Source organism: Pseudomonas sp. (assembly GCF_049653025.1).
Lineage (GTDB): Bacteria > Pseudomonadota > Gammaproteobacteria > Pseudomonadales > Pseudomonadaceae > Aquipseudomonas.
On the sequence record NZ_JBASFM010000020.1, the window covers coordinates 214,243 to 230,555 of the forward strand.

The following is a 16,313-nucleotide window of genomic DNA, read 5'->3' on the forward strand; positions in this document are numbered from 1 at the left end:
CGTCGGCTTTTTCATATCTGCAGCATGCAGCTTCAGCGTGTACCGAAGACCACCATGGTCTTGCCTTTGACGCTGACCAGGCCCTGTTCTTCCAGGGCCTTGAGCACGCGGCCCACCATCTCCCGCGAGCAGCCAACGATACGGCCGATTTCCTGACGAGTGATCTTGATCTGCATGCCGTCCGGGTGAGTCATGGCGTCCGGTTGCTTGCACAGGTCGAGCAGGGTGCGAGCAACGCGGCCGGTGACGTCGAGGAACGCCAGGTCGCCCACCTTGCGCGTGGTATTGCGCAGGCGTTCGGCCATTTGGCTGCCAAGGGCGTAGAGAATGTCCGGGTCCTGCTGCGTCAGTTCGCGGAACTTGGCGTAGCTGAGCTCGGCGACTTCGCACTCGGTCTTGGCACGCACCCAGGCGCTGCGTTCTTTCTCGGTGCCGTCCTTCTCGAACAGGCCCATTTCGCCAAAAAAATCGCCCGAGTTGAGGTAGGCGATGATCATTTCACGACCATCATCGTCTTCGATCAGGATGGTGACCGAACCTTTAACGATGAAGAACAGCGTTTCGCAACGGTCGCCTGCATAGATGATGGTGCTCTTTGCGGTGTAGCGGCGGCGGTGACAGTGTGCGAGAAGCTTGTCGAGATTTTTTATTTTAGGTGTGAGGGTAATAGCAACCATGCCCGAATCCCGAATTTATAAGAGTAAGCCGTTGTCTGGCTGGCGTTTCTAATAATAGTTATCTGTACAAGTGTGCCAGTAATCAGTCGTGAGCTTAACAAACACTCCGATACTCGGCGCGGTTTTGCGACCTGGCTAACATCTGGCCATGGAACTTACCGGTATTGGCGCAGCGACCGGCAGGCAAAAGCGCTGTGCTAAGCTGCCTTCCTTTTTAACAGCGGAGCCTGGGTAATGAAAGCGCGCATTCAGTGGGCCGGTGAAGCCCTGTTTATTGGTGAGTCGGGCAGCGGCCATGCGCTGGTCATGGATGGCCCGCCGGAGAGCGGTGGACGCAACCTGGGTGTGCGCCCGATGGAAATGCTGCTGATCGGGTTGGGTGGTTGCAGCAACTTCGATGTGGTCAGCATCCTGAAAAAATCCCGCCAGGCGGTCGAGAGCTGCGAAGCCTTTCTTGAAGCCGAGCGCGCCACGGAAGAACCCAAGGTGTTCACCAAGATCCACCTGCATTTCGTGGTCAAGGGCCGTGGCTTGAAAGAGGCGCAGGTCAAGCGTGCGGTTGAGCTGTCGGCGGAGAAGTATTGCTCGGCTTCGATCATGCTCGGTCGCGGCGGTGTTGAGATCACTCACGACTACGAGATCATCGAACTGGGCTGATTCGGGCGTCTGATCCGGATAAGCAAAAGGGCATCTAAGGTGCCCTTTTTGTTGCCTGCAATTCAGCGCTACAGCCGATACGTGGTTGTGGTCATGACCTTGGCCAGCAGGCTCATGCCGAACTTCACCGGTGCCGGGAAGCGCAGGCCGCCCGCTTGCAGGGCACTGCTGGCATGCTGCTCTTCGTCCTCACGCATCTGCTCGAGGATCGCGCGAGACTTCTGGTCTTGCGCCGGCAATTGCTGCAGGTGTTCATCGAGGTGCTTGACCACCTGATCTTCGGTGGCGGCGACAAAACCCAGGCTGACTTTATCGCTGATTAACCCGGCAGCCGCACCTACGCCAAACGACAAACCGTAGAACAGTGGGTTAAGCACGCTGGGTTGGCTGCCGAGCTGGCGGATGCGCTGCTCGCACCAAGCCAGGTGATCAATTTCCTCATCGGCGGCATGCTCCATCGCCTTGCGCACCTGCGGCAGCTTGGCAGTGAGGGCCTGGCCCTGGTACAGCGCCTGGGCGCACACCTCGCCGGTGTGGTTGATGCGCATCAGCCCGGCGATATGCTGAGCCTGCGCTGCATCCAACTCGGCTTCCGGCTGCACGATGGCGGGGGAAGGGCGGCTTGGCTGACCGCTAAACGGCAGCAGCGTGCGCAGCGCGGCATCGGCTTGCAACAACAGACGGTCAACAGGTGAGAAGTGGCGTTCGCTGGCCATAGGGACCTCCGGCGATGACTACGGCGGCCAGTTTACTCCAAACGCTGGCCGCCGACTTGATCGAGATCAGGGCAGCTCGCGGAGTACGCGAAAGCCTAGGGCGTAGTCCTTGTGCTGCGGCTGCTTCATATCGCGCTGACTGCTGCGCAGGTAGCTGGGGCCACTGTTCCAGGCACCGCCGCGCACCGCTCGTGGGCTTTTGTCGAGCAGGCTGGCAGTGCTCTGCTCGCTGCCGTCGAACGGGCTGGCGAAGCGCGAGGCGGTCCATTCCCAGACATTGCCTGCGGTGTCGTACAGGCCGAAGGCGTTGGCCGGGAACTGGCCGAGGCGCTCGGTCTTGTTCTGGATCAGCCGTGAGCTGGCGCAGCCGCGGCAATGCGCGCGCGGGCGAGTGTCGGGACTGTCGAGTTGTTCGCCCCACCAGTAATAACTGCTGCTACCGGCGCGGGCGGCATATTCCCACTCGGCTTCGGTAGGCAGGCGATAGCGCTGGCCGCTGACCTTCGACAGCCATTTGCTATAGGCCTGGGCCTGGTGCCAGGACACGTGCATCACCGGGCGCTGGGACGAAAGGCCCCAGCCTTCGTTGTCCGGCATCGGTGTGTCGGTGGCATCGGCATACAGCTGCCAGTCGGCGAAGCTGATTTCGAAACGGCCGATAGCGAATGGGTGGCGGATCTCGATGGGCGTCAGCGGGCGTTCGTTATGGTTGCCACGCCCGGTGTGGTCGCCCATCAGGTAACGCCCCGCTGGTACGACCACCAATTCGGGGCCCTGCTTGCCAGCGGGCAGGGCATCGCGAAATACGCTGCCGACGGCTTGCGCGTGGGCCGCGCCACTGCTCAGCAGGACGAGTAGGGCCAGCCCACCGAGGGATTTGCCGATCAACCCGGTGGCCAGGTCATGGGGCGCTGACCGAGGACGTGCATATGGATGTGGTACACGGTCTGGCCGCCCAGCTCGTTGCAGTTCATCACCACGCGAAAGCCTTCCTCGCAGCCTTGCTCCTTGGCCAGGCGTTGCGCGGTGAAGAGAATATGCCCAGCGAGCGCTTTATCCGCTTCGGTCAGGTCATTGAGGGTACGAATATGTTTTTTCGGGATGACCAGAAAATGCACCGGAGCCTGCGGGCCGATATCGTGGAAGGCCAGTACCTGGTCATCTTCATAAAGCTTGCGTGCGGGGATTTCCCCGGCGACGATCTTGCAAAACAGACAGTCCATGGACAGTCTCCCGGCCTGTTGAACGAGGGCCGAGTTTAACGGTGCCAATGGGCAGCGACCAGTAGACAAGGAGTGTGGGTGAAAAACGATATTCATGATTTGGGCCTGGTGCTCGACTCCAAGGCCAAGCTGGTGCTGATCGAGTCCTGGGATGAGGCGCGGGTGCTGGAAACCCTGACCAGTCTGGCGGTGCGTCGCGGTCTGGGTTTGCAGGTGTGGTCGGTGACCGAGGGCTTACAGCGCGTGGGGTTTTCCATTCAAGAGCCCGTCGATAGCGCGACGCTGGAGCCGGAAACCGCTCTGCGCCTGATCAAGGCCGATCCGCAGCCGACGCTGTATGTGATGTGCGACCTGCATCCATTCCTTTCGGATAACCCCAAGCTGGTGCGTCTGCTCAAGGAAATCGCCATGAGCGAGCTGCCGAGCAAGCCGACACTGGTGCTGGTCTCGCACGCCTGCAACTTGCCGCCCGAGGTGCAGCGCTATGCCTCGCGTTTCAGCCTGGCGTTGCCGTCCGAGGAGGAGCTGCTGGCGATTGTGCGCGATGAGGCCACGGCCTGGAGCGCGCGCAACCGCAATGCCCGAGTGCGCACCGACAACCGCACCCTGCAGCAGGTGGTGAAGAACCTGCGCGGCCTCAGCCATGCCGAGGCGCGTGCGCTGGCGCGCAATGTGATCTGCGATGACGGTGCGATCACCCAGGAAGACCTGCCCGAACTGAACAAGACCAAGTTCAAACTGCTCGACCTCGATGGTGTGCTCAGCTTCGAGTACGACACCGCACGCTTCGCCGAAGTCGGCGGGCTGAGTAACCTCAAGCGCTGGCTGGGTGACCGGCAGAGTATTTTCCTTGAGGGCAAAGGCGTCGATCTGCCTAAGGGGGTGTTACTGGTCGGCGTGCAGGGCGGCGGCAAGAGCCTGGCGGCCAAGGCGGTGGCGGGGTTGTGGGGCTTGCCGCTGCTGCGTCTGGATTTCGCTTGTCTGTACAACAAATTCTTCGGCGAAACCGAGCGCAACCTGCGTGAGGCGCTGAAACTGGCCGAGCAGATGGCACCCTGCGTGTTGTGGATGGACGAGATCGAGAAGGGCCTGGCCAGCGGTGACCATGACGGCGGCGTCAGCCAGCGCGTGCTCGGCACCCTGCTGACCTGGATGGCCGAGCGCAAGGCACCGGTGTTTATGGTGGCCACCGCCAACGTGATCTCGCGGCTACCGCCGGAGCTGGTACGCAAGGGCCGTTTCGATGAGTTGTTCTTTGTCGACCTGCCGGATGCCAGCGTGCGCGCTGAGATTTTCCGCATTCACCTGGTGCGGCGCGAGCTGGACCCGACAGGGTTTGACTTGGCGCAACTGGCCGCGGCCTGCGACGGCTTTTCCGGGGCGGAGATCGAGCAGGCGGTGGTCAGCGCGCTGTACGCCGCGCAGGCGCAGCAGCAAGCGGTGACTCAGGCCTTGCTGCTACAGAGCCTCCAGAGCACTGCGCCGTTGTCGGTGGTGATGGCCGAAGACCTCGACGCCCTGCGCGCCTGGGCCAATGGCCGTACGGTGAATGCCGGTTAGTTGGGAGTACCGAACTGGCGATTCAAGCGGCCACTGATCCTCCGTACCAGCCAGCGCGGGCCCAGGCGCGGGCTGAGTGCCAGCAGGCGATTACGCCAGCCGGGAATGATGATCGCGCGGTTTTTCTCCAGCGCCTTGACGGTGATAAGTGCCACTTCCTCGGCGCTCATCATCAGCTTGCTGTCTTGCAGCGCCTCGACGCTCATCTGCGCATTGCGGAAGAAGGCGCTGCGAGTTGGCCCAGGGCAGAGCACCGAGACCTTGACGCCATGCTCCTTGAGTTCTTCACGCAGGCCTTCGGAGAAATGCAGGACGAATGCCTTGCTGGCGTAGTAGTTGCTCATCCCCGGGCCCGGTTGAAACGCGGCCACCGAGGCGACGTTGAGAATCTGCCCGCTGCCCTGGCCGGCCATGATGGTGCCGATGGCATGACAGAGGCGCGCCAGTGCCAATACATTCAACTCGATCAACTGCTGCTCGCGAGACCAATCCTGGGCGACAAACGCCCCGCTGGTGCCGATGCCGGCGTTGTTTACCAGCAGATCGATGCTGCGTTCGCCTTGCTCCAGTTCGTGTAGCAGGCCACTGACCTGTAGCGGCTGACTGAGGTCGCAGACGCGAAACAGCACCTCAACGGAAAAGCGCTGGGTCAGCTCGCAGGCGATGCTTTCCAGCGCATCGCGTTGCCGTGCCACCAGAATCAGATTGCGGCCACGCCGCGCCAGGGCTTCGGCCAGGGCCAGGCCGATACCGCTGGAGGCTCCGGTAATAAGGGCGTAACGGCTCATAGGGTTCTCCGTGATGGGGCCGGTTCGACCCCATGTGCCGCGCAAGGTTGCGTCTTACAGGCCGGTGTCGGCAAAGCCCATATAGGCCGGCAGGACGATGGCGGCGACGATGCCGAGGACGATAACGGCCAGCCAGAGTGCAGCAAGGACTTTTACCGCCTTGCTGTTGGGCGGCGGCGGCGGGCCAAAGCGATTGGCCTCGGTGCTGCCGGGGATAATAAACATCAACAGCGAGAAGACACTGCCGACTGCAGGTACCAGGGTGACCAGCAGTAGCCAGCCGGACCAGCCGATGTCGTGCAGGCGCTGTACGCCAATCATGATGCCGACTACGGCAAACGCAATGCCGACCACCGCTATCAGCAGGCCGCCGAGAATTTCCGAGGCCATCATAAAGCCGCCAGCTATGGCGAACAGTGGCAGGCAGGCGAACACCAGTACCATCGACCAGGCCAGGTAGCGCAGGCGGCCGATGCGGCCGTCGGTGGTGAAGGCTTTTAGCTCACCGAACTCCGGCAGCTCTTCAGCCACTGCAGCTTTGGGTGTGGCGTAAGGTGTGGCGGCGCTGGCCACTTCCGGCGGGTTTTCCGCGAGCATGGCCTGACGCGCGATAAATTTCTCGATAACGATGCCGCAGGCCGAGCATTCGATGGCCTTGGGCTGCTGGTGCTGGCACTTGGGGCAGGTCATTTCGACGCTGCTTTCGGCGCTTGGCGCGGTGCTCTGAGCCGGGTCCGGGTGGTCATCGGTGGCCACCAGACTGAGGCTGGCGGCTTTATCGGTTTCCTTGCGCACTTTAGCCCCGGCACTTTGCAGGGCCTTGAGGTACTGATCGGCTTCGTTTTCGCTGAGGTCGCGTTTGATGTCGATGGTGCTACCGCTGAACAGCGCATTGATCCGGGCTTGGTCGCTTTTGAACAGGCGGGCGAGATTCTCTTTGGCGGTTTCCAGGGCCACATCGGGCATCAACTCGCCGTTGAAAACAATCTTGAAGCGGGCTTGGGTCATGTCGGCTTCCTTGTCGGTGCCAGGATGGAATTGCGCTACAGACTAGCCGCCCGGCAGGCCAGGAAACAAGCTGCTTGGCGCGCAAATGTGGACTGTCGTCATGCTCTGTTGTGGGCGGCCCAGCTACCGACTAGGCGACCATTGCGCAGTAGAACGAGCTGGTTGAACAGCTCGAACAGGCCTTCAGAGCGCTGCGGTCGCAAAAATACCCAGTCATCGACGTGCAGGCCTGTGCTGGCCGAGCCGATCAGGCGTTCCTGGTTGGCACTGCGCCCGTACAGCGGGTCGTAGCTGAGCCCGCTCGGCGACAGCGGTTCGGCTGGCCATTGGCCGCCGTAGAGGTAATAGTTTTGCTGGCGGTTGCGGTTCCAGCCTTGCAGCAGCGAGTAACCGCTGTCGAGAAAGGGCAATTGCCCCGGCAGGACTTTTAGTACCGGGCTGGCCACCCACAGGGCCGGCTGCTGGGCGCTGAGCAGGTCGGTGTCGAAATCGCTCGGCTTGAGCAAGGCAGAGCCGACCGAGACTTCATTCAGGGCGCTGTCGCCCTTGGCGTGCAGGGCATAGGTCAGGCTGCCGGCCCCATTGAGCAGGGGTTGCTGCGGCCATAGCCCAGGGAATTGCTCGGCAGCGGCGATAAAGCTCCGATAGCGCGCGGTGCTCTGGGTAAAGGCGACGTTCTGCGTCACCCAGAACGGCGTGTGTGCGAGCTGGGCGTCATAGCCCATCAGCCCGCGTACGCGCAGCAACGTCGGGGTGTCGCGTAGCCAGCTGAGTGCGGCGGCGAGCGCGGCGGGATCGGCGAAGCCGCCACGAGCCAGGCCGATATCGATCTCGAAGGCGATCTGCAACGGCTGGTTGAGGGCTTTGGCCAGCTCCGCGTATTGCCCCAGTCGGGCCGGACTGTCGATCAGCCAGGTGAGTTGTCGGGGCGGGTCAAACGCGCTGGCCGGCGGCAGTTGTTGATAAAAGTGCAGGGCGGCGGCGCTGGGCAAGGGTTTGCCGAGCAGCAGGTCGGCCTGGGGGAAGCTCTGCGCCAGCTGATTGATCTGCGGCTGGTGAAACACCATAAAGCGCTGCGTATCGAGTTTCTTCGCCAGGTAATCGAGCAGGCCGGTGGCGGCCAGCGACTTGGCCACCAGGCGCAGCGGCAGGCGCGCGCCGAGCTGCTGGGCGAGCAACTCGGCGTTCTGGTCGAGGCGCTCGAGGTCGACCACCAGCAAGGGCACACCTGGGTTTTCGCGGCGCAGCAACTGGTTGAGCGTCGCGAAATAAGGCGAGTACGGCTGGCCGTGATCACTGGGGCGCAAGGCCCAGCCGCCGAGCAAGCCGAGGCCCGCCAGGCCGAGCAGGCTGCGGCGTTTCACCGTGGCCAGCGTTGTTGCAGGCGCTGGCTGTGTTCGAGGGCGGCGCGGTATTCGCTGTCCAGGCGTGCGATCAGCTGTTCGACGCTGGGCAGATCGGCAATCGCGCCAACGCCCTGACCGGCTGACCAGACGGTCTTCCAGGCCTTGGCTTCTTCATCCATGGGCTTGAGCTTCTCGCCATAATTGACCTCGCCTTTGCTCTGCAGCTGCTTGATGTCGTAGCCGGCCAGTTCCAGGCTCTGGCGCATAAAGCTCGCCGGCACCCCGGACACCGCTGGGGTGTGAATGATGTCCACGGCCTTGGCGTCGAGCAGCATCTGTTTGTAGGCCGGTGAGGCGGCGTTCTCCTGTGTGGCGATCAGGCGTGTGCCCATATAGGCCAGGTCCGCGCCGAGCAGTTGGGCGGCGAGTACCTCGTGGCCCTGGTTGAGGCAGCCGGCCAGCAGCAGGGTCTTGTCGAAGAATTGCCGAATCTCGGCAATCAGCGCAAACGGGCTCCAGGTGCCGGCATGGCCACCGGCCCCGGCGGCCACCGCGATCAGGCCATCGACGCCGGCTTCGGCGGCTTTCTCGGCATGCCGGCGGGTCGTCACGTCATGGAATACCAGGCCGCCGTAACTGTGCACGGCATCGACCACTTCCTTCACCGCGCCAAGGCTGGTGATGACGATGGGTACGCGCTGTTCGACGCAGATCGCCAGGTCGGCCTGCAGGCGCGGGTTGGTTCCATGCACGATCAGGTTGACCGCATAGGGCGCGGCGTTGGCGTCGAGGCCCGCCTGAATTTCCTCCAGCCAGGCCTTGAAGCCGCCGCTGTCGCGCTGGTTGAGCGCGGGAAAGCTGCCGACTATGCCGCTATGGCAGCAGGCGAGCACCAGTTGCGGATTGGACACCAGAAACATCGGCGCAGCGACCAGGGGCAAGCGCAGACGTTGTTCGAGCAGGGCAGGCAGCGACATGGGCAATCCTCTTGTTGTAGGGGGTTAGAATGGGCGAACCACGACCAGGATAACGATGCCCAGCAAAGCCAGCACAGGCGCTTCATTGAACCAACGGTAGAACACATGACCGCGCGGGTTCTCGCCGCGGGCAAACGCCTTGAGCTGGGCACCGCAGATAAACTGGTAGACCACCAGCAGCGCCACCAGGCTCAGCTTGGCGTGCATCCAGCCCTGGCTGAAGTAGTAGCCGGGATTGAGGCTGAGCAGCCACAGGCCAAGGCCGACGGTGAGAATCAGCGATGGCCACATGATCCCGCGATAGAGCTTGCGCTCCATGATGCAGAAGCGTTCTCGGCTGATCGCGTCGCTGCTCATGGCGTGGTAGACGAACAGGCGCGGCAGGTAGAACAAGCCGGCAAACCAGCAGACCATGGCGATGATGTGCAGGGCCTTGAGCCACAGATAGAGCATTGTTCGCACTCGTTGCAGGAAAGTGCCCCGATAGTAGTGGGCGTGACTGTCTCCGTCATCACTGGCGGTTGGCCCCTGGCCGAAGCGGCCGTATCATCGGCAGCTTTCCAATGGTGGTATTGCAGAGGGGCAAGTGATGATCAAGGTCGGAATCGTCGGCGGCACGGGTTATACCGGTGTCGAGCTGTTGCGTTTGCTGGCGCAACACCCGCAGGCACAGGTCGAGGTGATTACCTCGCGCTCCGAGGCGGGCATGCGTGTCGACGAGATGTATCCGAACCTGCGCGGTCATTACGACCAGCTGGCGTTCAGCGTGCCGGACGTGGCTACCTTGGGTGCTTGCGATGTGGTGTTCTTCGCCACGCCGCACGGGGTTGCGCATGCCCTGGCAGGTGAGCTGCTGGCCGCAGGGACCAAGGTGATCGACCTGTCGGCCGACTTCCGTCTGCAGGATGCCGATGAGTGGGCCAAGTGGTACGGCCAGCCGCATGGCGCGCCGGATCTGCTGCCGGAAGCGGTCTACGGGCTGCCGGAAGTCAATCGTGAGGCGATCAAGCAGGCGCGTTTGATTGCGGTGCCGGGTTGCTACCCGACGGCCGCGCAGCTAGCGCTGATCCCGCTGCTGGAAGCCGGGCTGGCCGATACCACGCAAGTGATCGCCGACTGCAAGTCCGGGGTCAGCGGTGCCGGTCGCGGCGCCAGCGTTGGTTCGCTGTTCAGCGAAGCCGGTGAGAGCATGAAGGCTTATGGCGTGAAGGGGCATCGCCACCTTCCGGAGATTCGCCAAGGCCTACGGCGGGCTGCAGGTAAGGATGTCGGCCTGACCTTTGTGCCGCACCTGACGCCAATGATTCGTGGTATTCACGCCACGCTTTACGCCACCGTGGTCGACCGCTCGGTGGACCTGCAGGCGTTGTTCGAGAAGCGTTATGCCAACGAGCCCTTCGTCGATGTGATGCCGGCCGGCAGCCATCCAGAAACCCGCAGCGTGCGTGGCGCCAACGTCTGCCGGATCGCCGTGCACCGGCCGCAGGATGGCGACCTGGTGGTGGTGTTGTCGGTGATCGACAACCTGGTCAAGGGTGCGTCGGGTCAGGCGGTGCAGAACATGAACATCCTCTTCGGCCTCGATGAGCGGCTGGGCTTGTCCCACGCCGCGCTGCTGCCCTGATGGCGGGCTGGGAAGTTCGTCCAAGCGACCCGGGCCGCGCCAGGCGTGTGCGCATGCTCGGCTTGCTGCTGGTGCTGTGTATTCCGCTGGCGTTCTATACCGGCGGTTGGTGGCATACCCGCGGCGTGCAGATGCTGGCCGAAGCCCCGCCAACTGCGCCGGTGCGTGACGTGGCGCAGGAACAGGAACTGGATGCCTTGCGTCAGCGCCTGGCGGTACTGACCAGCGCCGAGAAGGTCAGCCTGCAGGCCAACGAGCAGAGCCGTCTGACCATCAAGCTGCTGGAAGAGCAGGTGTATAAACAGCAGCAGGACCTGGCCTTCTACAAAGGCGTGCTGGCTCCGGCCAGTCGTCGCGAAGGCTTGCGCATCAAAGCCTTTGAGCTGCAGGCCACGGACAGGCCCGCGTATTTCCGCTACAAGATACTGCTGAGCCGTGTGGGTAAGGGCGACACGCCGCTGGAAGGCCAGCTGCAGGTCTCGATCATCGGCAAACAAGGTGAGCAGGATGTCACCCTGGAGTTGGCAGCGCTGACTCAGGGGCTGCCGGATGCCTTGCCCGAGCAGGCCATTGCATTCGCCTTCAAGCATTTTCAGGCGATTCCTGCGGCAGAACAGTTTGCCGAGCTGAAGCTGCCCGAGGGCTTTGTCCCGGTTGAGGTCAAGGTACGTGCCGAAGTGCAGGGCGAGAAACCGCTGCTGCGCACATTCAAGTGGGGCAACCAGGAGTGACTGTTGCTTATGTGGAATAAAGACAAAGGCCGGGCCGACGCTCAGCGTTTCAGTGGCAAGACCAGCCTGATCGCGGTGGGGGCCGAGCTGCATGGCAACCTGCGCTTTCAGGGCGCGGTGCAGGTGGATGGCAAGATCCACGGCAACCTGCTGACCAGCGAAGGCATGGTCCGGGTCAGCGTGCAGGGCCAGGTTGAGGGCGAGATTCGGGCCCCGCATATCGTTATCGATGGCGAGGTGATCGGCGATGTGCACGCCAGTGCGCATCTTGAGCTGGGTCCGCGCGCGCGGGTGCGCGGCAATCTGTATTACGCCCTGATGGAAATGGCCATGGGCGCGCAGATCGAAGGGCGTCTGTGTCATCTGCAGGATGAGCCTCGGCCGTTGGAGTTGCCGCAAAGCCTGGAATCCGCAGAATAGTTGACCGCTTTTCTAGGGTAAGCGGATAATGCCGGTCAGAATCAGAGTGCAACATGGCGCGTAGCGCCGGGAGTTAGTCAGCATGAGCGTCGAAACCTTTACCCCCACAGCGTTGCAATTCACGCAGGGTGCGGCGAACAAGGTGAAGAGCCTGGTCGATGAGGAAGGTAACTCGCGCCTGAAATTGCGCGTGTTTGTTACGGGGGGCGGTTGTTCCGGCTTCCAGTACGGTTTTACCTTTGATGAAGAAGTGGCCGATGACGACACCATCGTCGAGCGCGAAGGCGTCAGCCTGGTGGTTGACCCGATGAGCTTCCAGTACCTGGCCGGTGCTGAAGTCGATTACCAGGAAGGTTTGGAAGGCTCGCGCTTCGTGATCAAGAACCCAAACGCCACCACTACTTGCGGTTGCGGTTCGTCGTTCTCGATCTGATAGCCAAGGCTGTTCAACGTAACGCCGTGCCCTGTGCACGGCGTTGTCGTTTCTGCGGGCGAGATTTTATCTCGGTATCAGGCGGGGTAGATCGCGCCGAGCACCCGCAGCCCTTGTGCGCCGGTGACGCTGGGGCGGTTGGCCGGTATGCCTTCCAGGCAGCAGTGAGCCAACCAGGCAAATGCCATGGCTTCGACCCAGTCAGCCGGTACGCCATGCGCGTCGGTGCTGCTGACCTGACACGCCGGCAATAGTGCCGCCAGGCGCTGCATCAGCGCCAGGTTATGCGCGCCGCCGCCACACACCAGCAGCGCTTCGCTGTTCGGTTGCGCCGCCGTCAGTGCCGCGCTGATGCTGATGGCTGTCAGTTCGAGCAGGCTGGCCTGCACATCGGCGGCGGCAAGCGGCGGCAGGGCGTGCAGGTGATGGTCGAGCCAGTCGATGTTGAACAGCTCGCGGCCGGTGCTCTTCGGACCTTGGGTTTGGAAATAAGGATCGCTGAGTAGGGCTTGCAGAAGCTGCGGTTGCACGTGGCCGCTGGCCGCCCATGCGCCGCTTTTGTCATAGGTCAGGCCCTGGTGGCGCTGAATCCAGGCATCGAGCAGGACGTTACCCGGGCCGCAATCGAAGCCGTGCACCGGTTGATCCTGCTCGAGCAGGCTGAGGTTGCTGAACCCGCCAATATTGAGGATGGCGCGCCGACTGCCCGCGCTGGCGAACAAGGCCTGGTGAAACGCTGGAACCAGTGGTGCGCCTTGACCACCAGCTGCCACATCGCGACGGCGGAAATCGCTGACGACACTGATGCCGGTGAGTTCGGCCAGCAGTGCCGAATTGGCTATCTGAATGGTAAAGCCGCGGGCGGGCTCATGGCGCACGGTCTGACCGTGGCTGCCGATGGCGCGGATGGCGTGCGCCGCTAGGTTGTGTTGCTGCAGCAGTTCGTTGATGCCCTGGGCTGCGAGCCGCGCCCATTGCTGTTCGGCAATGGCTGCGCGCGCGAGCTCATCCGGGCCTGAGCTGCATAGGCTCAGCAGCGCGCTGCGCAGGTCTTCTGGCATCGGCAGGTAGCGGGTGCCCAGCAGGCGGGTGGTGTCTTGCTGCTCGATCAGGGCGATGTCCAGGCCATCCAGGCTGGTTCCGGACATCACTCCAAGGTAGAGGGGCATGGCTTAGCGCTGATTGAGGGCGAGCAGTGTGGACTTCTCTTTGTCCATCTGTGCCATCAGCGGTTTGCTCAGCTGCATAAAGCGGGCTTTTTCACTGCCGGCGATAGGATCGCTCATCGGCAGCTTCTGGCTCAGCGGGTCGACGTGGACGCCGTTGACCTGGAATTCGTAATGCAGGTGCGGGCCGGTGGAAAGCCCTGTGGTGCCAATGTAGCCGATGATCTGGCCCTGCTTGACGCTGGTGCCGCTGCGCACGCCTTTGGCGAAGCCGTTCATGTGTGCGTACAGCGTGCGGTAGCGTTGGCCGTGCTGGATGATTACCGCATTGCCGTAGCCGCCATGGCGGCCTGCAAGGGTGATGCGGCCATCGCCGGCTGCTTTGATCGGGGTGCCGCGGGGGGCTGCGTAGTCGACACCTTTGTGTGCGCGGATCTTGTTCAGCACGGGGTGGCGGCGGCCGGTGGAGAAGCGCGAGCTGATACGGGCAAAGTCGACCGGGGTGCGGATAAAGGCTTTGCGCATGCTTTCGCCTTTGGCGTTGTAGTAGCTGCTATTGCCTTGTTTGTTGGTGTAGCGCACGGCGGTGTAGGTTTTACCGCGGTTGGTGAAGCGCGCGGAGAGGATGTTGCCGGTGCCGACTTGTTTGCCGTTGACCACTTTCTCTTCGTAGATCAGCTCGAATTCATCGCCTTCGCGGATGTCCATGGCGAAGTCGATGTCGTAGCCAAAGACGTTGGCCAGATCCATGGTCAAGTTGTGCGACAAACCGGCGCGCTTGGCCGAGAGGAACAGCGAGCTGTTGATCACGCCATGGCGATAGGTGGTTTTCACCTCGGGCTTGACCACTTCACGCTTGAAGCTGAAGCCTTTTTCGGTTTTGGCCAGTGCCACGCTTTCCAAGTCGCTGAGCTTACTGTGCAGGCTCTCAAGCTGGCCGTCGGCGGTGAGGCGGAACTCAAGGGTTTGGCCGACTTTCAGGCGGGTCAGCTGCTTGGCTTCCTTACTGCTGCTGATGACCTGATGCAGAGTGGTTGCAGGCAGGCCGACCTTAGCAAAGACCGTGGACAGGGTGTCGCCATTACCAACTTTGATGGTGTGCTGCAGCGGATCAGTGATGACCGGCGCGACAGCCTGAGCCGGGCTTTGTGGTTGTTGGTCTTGGCTGGATTCAGCCGTGTTGACAAAAGGCGATTGGCCTTTGTTCAGACTCAGGGTTTCAGCGGCGCTCGGATCTTGTGGTTCGCTCAGCTCTGCGCCGTTATCCAGCTCCAGATTAATGTAGGTTTTCTTGGCTTCGACTTCGCGGGAGGGGAATACCAGTAGGGCAAGGCTGAGTAGGGCGGCGACGCCGCTAGCAGCCAGAATGTGGCTTTTCGGGTACAGCGGCGGCGCTTTAGTTGTAGAGGTCATAGGCTGCTTTTTGACTTTGAAGATAAAGAGAAATAAACAAACGAAATGATGAATATGCAGTAACTGTATAAAATATAACCAAATCGCCTGCTAGGCAACCCCGGTTGTCGCCAGGTGGTCTTAGGCGGTGCGGCCGGCCAGCAGAACTTGTGATTTGTCTGTGATCTTGTATGGTTGGTTCCCTTTCGTTTTTGAGTGGTCGTGAGTTCTGTCATGAAGTCGGTTGAAGAGCAGTTGGCGCTGATCAAGCGTGGTGCGGAAGAGGTTCTGGTTGAGGCCGAGCTGGTTGAAAAGCTCAAGCGTGGTCAGCCCCTGCGTATCAAGGCGGGTTTCGATCCGACTGCGCCGGATCTGCACCTGGGGCATACCGTGCTTATTAATAAGCTGCGTCAGTTCCAGGAGCTGGGTCATCAGGTAATCTTTCTGATTGGCGACTTCACCGGCATGATCGGTGATCCCAGTGGCAAGAGCGCCACGCGCCCTCCGCTGACGCGTGAGCAGGTGCTGGAGAATGCCGAGACCTACAAGGCCCAGGTGTTCAAGATTCTTGATCCGGCGAAAACCGAGGTGGCCTTCAACTCCACCTGGATGGACAAGATGGGGCCGGCCGACTTCATCCGCCTGACCTCGCAGTACACCGTTGCGCGCATGCTCGAGCGCGATGACTTCAGCAAGCGTTACTCGACCAACCAGCCTATCGCCATTCACGAGTTCCTCTATCCGTTGGTTCAGGGGTATGACTCGGTCGCGCTGCGGGCGGATGTCGAGCTGGGCGGGACCGACCAGAAGTTCAATCTGTTGATGGGGCGTGAGCTTCAGCGCTCTTACGGCCAGGCGTCGCAGTGCATCGTCACCATGCCGCTGCTTGAAGGGTTGGATGGCGTGAAGAAGATGTCCAAATCATTGGGCAACTATATAGGTATCCAGGAAGCGCCCGGTGTCATGTACAACAAACTGGTTTCCATGCCAGATGCGCTGATGTGGCGTTACTTCGAATTGCTCAGCTTCCGCTCCATGGATGAGATCGAGCAGTTCAAGCGTGATGTCGAGGCGGGTGCTAATCCTCGTGATATCAAGATCAAGCTGGCTGAAGAGATCGTCGCGCGCTTCCATGGCGAAGAGGCGGCAGCCACTGCGCATCGCTCTGCGGGTAACCGTATGAAGGAAGGCGAGCTGCCAGAGGATCTGCCGGAGATCGAGCTGATGGCGGCCGAGGATATGCCGATCGCGGCGCTGTTGAATAAGTCGGGGTTGGTGAAGAACTCTGCGGTAGCTCGCGATCTGCTCGGCTCCGGCGGTGTTCGTGTCGATGGCGAGGTGGTCGATCGCTCCTTTATATGTAAGCTGGGCGCGACTCATGTTTGCCAGGCTGGCAAGAAGGCTTTTGCGCGGATTAGCCTAAAAGCTGAGTAAGTGGCCAGATAAGTGTTGACGTGGTTTGTTTCGGCCCTATAATTCGCGCCTCTTCCGGCGTAAGCGGCTCTTGAAACTTCTTATAAAACAAGAAGTTAGATTTAAAAGAGGGCTTGCAAAGCAGCGAAAGCTGCGTAGAATGCGCCGGGCTGGCAGGGTGG

Annotated in this window: 19 protein-coding genes; 7 read left to right on the forward strand and 12 right to left on the reverse strand. The window is 61.6% G+C overall.

Annotation, left to right across the window (positions count from 1 at the left end):
• Positions 1-32: 32 nt before the first annotated feature.
• A complete protein-coding gene (gene crp, locus WBK23_RS17625) occupies positions 33-677 on the reverse strand; it encodes a cAMP-activated global transcriptional regulator CRP (protein WP_090377469.1) in 645 nt (214 codons plus the stop codon).
• 234 nt (positions 678-911) lie between these two features.
• Between crp and WBK23_RS17630 the strand changes: the two genes are divergently transcribed.
• A complete protein-coding gene (locus WBK23_RS17630; RefSeq protein WP_424485228.1) occupies positions 912-1,334 on the forward strand; it encodes an OsmC family protein in 423 nt (140 codons plus the stop codon).
• A gap of 68 nt (positions 1,335-1,402) precedes the next feature.
• Here WBK23_RS17630 and coq7 read toward each other — a convergent pair whose 3' ends face one another.
• From coq7 to WBK23_RS17645, 3 genes are all read right to left on the reverse strand, one after another.
• Positions 1,403-2,050 carry a 2-polyprenyl-3-methyl-6-methoxy-1,4-benzoquinone monooxygenase gene (gene coq7, locus WBK23_RS17635; protein WP_424485229.1) on the reverse strand — a complete coding sequence of 216 codons (648 nt, stop codon included), beginning with the start codon at positions 2,048-2,050 and terminating at the stop codon, positions 1,403-1,405.
• Positions 2,051-2,116: 66 nt separating this feature from the next.
• Entirely contained in the window at positions 2,117-2,938 is an 822-nt protein-coding gene (locus WBK23_RS17640) for a formylglycine-generating enzyme family protein (RefSeq protein WP_424485230.1), read from the reverse strand.
• Positions 2,935-3,273: a histidine triad nucleotide-binding protein gene (locus WBK23_RS17645; RefSeq protein ID WP_424485231.1), complete on the reverse strand. Its 339-nt coding sequence runs from the start codon at positions 3,271-3,273 to the stop codon at positions 2,935-2,937. Before WBK23_RS17645 ends, WBK23_RS17640 begins: the two co-directional genes overlap by 4 nt.
• A gap of 78 nt (positions 3,274-3,351) precedes the next feature.
• Here WBK23_RS17645 and WBK23_RS17650 point away from each other — a divergent pair, with 78 nt between their 5' ends.
• A complete protein-coding gene (locus WBK23_RS17650) occupies positions 3,352-4,833 on the forward strand; it encodes an AAA family ATPase (protein WP_424485232.1) in 1,482 nt (493 codons plus the stop codon).
• Here WBK23_RS17650 and WBK23_RS17655 read toward each other — a convergent pair.
• From WBK23_RS17655 to hemJ, 5 genes are all read right to left on the reverse strand, one after another.
• On the reverse strand, positions 4,830-5,621 hold the full coding sequence (locus tag WBK23_RS17655) for an SDR family NAD(P)-dependent oxidoreductase (protein ID WP_424485233.1): 792 nt from the start codon (positions 5,619-5,621) through the stop codon (positions 4,830-4,832). The two genes, WBK23_RS17650 and WBK23_RS17655, sit on opposite strands and share 4 nt — an antisense overlap.
• 54 nt (positions 5,622-5,675) lie before the next feature.
• A complete protein-coding gene (locus tag WBK23_RS17660) occupies positions 5,676-6,629 on the reverse strand; it encodes a DUF805 domain-containing protein (protein ID WP_424485234.1) in 954 nt (317 codons plus the stop codon).
• 98 nt (positions 6,630-6,727) lie between these two features.
• Positions 6,728-7,993, reverse strand: coding sequence for an alanine racemase (locus WBK23_RS17665; RefSeq protein ID WP_424485235.1), 1,266 nt, complete (start codon positions 7,991-7,993; stop codon positions 6,728-6,730).
• Positions 7,990-8,952: an NAD(P)H-dependent flavin oxidoreductase gene (locus WBK23_RS17670; RefSeq protein WP_424485236.1), complete on the reverse strand. Its 963-nt coding sequence runs from the start codon at positions 8,950-8,952 to the stop codon at positions 7,990-7,992. The genes WBK23_RS17665 and WBK23_RS17670 overlap by 4 nt, the downstream gene beginning before the upstream one ends.
• Positions 8,953-8,976: 24 nt before the next feature.
• Positions 8,977-9,405: a protoporphyrinogen oxidase HemJ gene (hemJ, locus tag WBK23_RS17675; protein ID WP_424485237.1), complete on the reverse strand. Its 429-nt coding sequence runs from the start codon at positions 9,403-9,405 to the stop codon at positions 8,977-8,979.
• A 136-nt stretch (positions 9,406-9,541) separates the two neighbouring features.
• Between hemJ and argC the strand changes: the two genes are divergently transcribed.
• The 4 genes from argC (at position 9,542) to erpA (ending at position 12,160) form a co-directional block, all read left to right on the forward strand.
• Entirely contained in the window at positions 9,542-10,576 is a 1,035-nt protein-coding gene (gene argC / locus WBK23_RS17680; RefSeq protein WP_424485238.1) for an N-acetyl-gamma-glutamyl-phosphate reductase, read from the forward strand.
• 53 nt (positions 10,577-10,629) lie between these two features.
• Positions 10,630-11,307: a DUF6776 family protein gene (locus WBK23_RS17685; RefSeq protein WP_424485239.1), complete on the forward strand. Its 678-nt coding sequence runs from the start codon at positions 10,630-10,632 to the stop codon at positions 11,305-11,307.
• Between the two features lie 9 nt (positions 11,308-11,316).
• Entirely contained in the window at positions 11,317-11,727 is a 411-nt protein-coding gene (locus WBK23_RS17690; RefSeq protein WP_424485240.1) for a bactofilin family protein, read from the forward strand.
• Between the two features lie 82 nt (positions 11,728-11,809).
• Entirely contained in the window at positions 11,810-12,160 is a 351-nt protein-coding gene (gene erpA / locus WBK23_RS17695; protein WP_424485241.1) for an iron-sulfur cluster insertion protein ErpA, read from the forward strand.
• Positions 12,161-12,237: 77 nt separating this feature from the next.
• On the opposite strand, the gene WBK23_RS17700 is transcribed toward erpA, so the two are convergent.
• Both WBK23_RS17700 and WBK23_RS17705 read right to left on the reverse strand, forming a co-directional pair.
• The gene (locus WBK23_RS17700; RefSeq protein WP_424485242.1) at positions 12,238-13,329 is read right to left on the reverse strand and encodes an anhydro-N-acetylmuramic acid kinase; all 1,092 of its coding nucleotides are present in this window, start codon (positions 13,327-13,329) and stop codon (positions 12,238-12,240) included.
• A 3-nt stretch (positions 13,330-13,332) separates the two neighbouring features.
• Complete coding sequence (locus WBK23_RS17705) at positions 13,333-14,739, reverse strand: peptidoglycan DD-metalloendopeptidase family protein (protein ID WP_424485243.1); 1,407 nt, start codon at positions 14,737-14,739, stop codon at positions 13,333-13,335.
• Between the two features lie 213 nt (positions 14,740-14,952).
• Between WBK23_RS17705 and tyrS the strand changes: the two genes are divergently transcribed.
• On the forward strand, positions 14,953-16,152 hold the full coding sequence (gene tyrS / locus WBK23_RS17710) for a tyrosine--tRNA ligase (protein ID WP_424485244.1): 1,200 nt from the start codon (positions 14,953-14,955) through the stop codon (positions 16,150-16,152).
• On the opposite strand, the gene WBK23_RS17715 is transcribed toward tyrS, so the two are convergent.
• The coding region (locus WBK23_RS17715) for a hypothetical protein (RefSeq protein ID WP_424485245.1) at positions 16,133-16,313 on the reverse strand (181 nt) is incomplete at its 5' end. The two genes, tyrS and WBK23_RS17715, sit on opposite strands and share 20 nt — an antisense overlap.

Excerpts from the sequence above, each read along its gene's own strand:
- WBK23_RS17685 (WP_424485239.1), top strand. The coding sequence starts at position 10,630 with ATGCTCGGCTTGCTGCTGGTGCTGTGTATTCCGCTGGCGTTCTATACC.
- WBK23_RS17660 (WP_424485234.1), bottom strand. The coding sequence starts at position 6,629 with ATGACCCAAGCCCGCTTCAAGATTGTTTTCAACGGCGAGTTGATGCCC.
- WBK23_RS17645 (WP_424485231.1), bottom strand. The coding sequence starts at position 3,273 with ATGGACTGTCTGTTTTGCAAGATCGTCGCCGGGGAAATCCCCGCACGC.
- coq7 (WP_424485229.1), bottom strand. The coding sequence starts at position 2,050 with ATGGCCAGCGAACGCCACTTCTCACCTGTTGACCGTCTGTTGTTGCAA.
- crp (WP_090377469.1), bottom strand. The coding sequence starts at position 677 with ATGGTTGCTATTACCCTCACACCTAAAATAAAAAATCTCGACAAGCTT.
- WBK23_RS17670 (WP_424485236.1), bottom strand. The coding sequence starts at position 8,952 with ATGTCGCTGCCTGCCCTGCTCGAACAACGTCTGCGCTTGCCCCTGGTC.
- argC (WP_424485238.1), top strand. The coding sequence starts at position 9,542 with ATGATCAAGGTCGGAATCGTCGGCGGCACGGGTTATACCGGTGTCGAG.
- hemJ (WP_424485237.1), bottom strand. The coding sequence starts at position 9,405 with ATGCTCTATCTGTGGCTCAAGGCCCTGCACATCATCGCCATGGTCTGC.
- WBK23_RS17630 (WP_424485228.1), top strand. The coding sequence starts at position 912 with ATGAAAGCGCGCATTCAGTGGGCCGGTGAAGCCCTGTTTATTGGTGAG.
- WBK23_RS17705 (WP_424485243.1), bottom strand. The coding sequence starts at position 14,739 with ATGACCTCTACAACTAAAGCGCCGCCGCTGTACCCGAAAAGCCACATT.
- erpA (WP_424485241.1), top strand. The coding sequence starts at position 11,810 with ATGAGCGTCGAAACCTTTACCCCCACAGCGTTGCAATTCACGCAGGGT.
- WBK23_RS17655 (WP_424485233.1), bottom strand. The coding sequence starts at position 5,621 with ATGAGCCGTTACGCCCTTATTACCGGAGCCTCCAGCGGTATCGGCCTG.
- WBK23_RS17700 (WP_424485242.1), bottom strand. The coding sequence starts at position 13,329 with ATGCCCCTCTACCTTGGAGTGATGTCCGGAACCAGCCTGGATGGCCTG.
- tyrS (WP_424485244.1), top strand. The coding sequence starts at position 14,953 with ATGAAGTCGGTTGAAGAGCAGTTGGCGCTGATCAAGCGTGGTGCGGAA.
- WBK23_RS17690 (WP_424485240.1), top strand. The coding sequence starts at position 11,317 with ATGTGGAATAAAGACAAAGGCCGGGCCGACGCTCAGCGTTTCAGTGGC.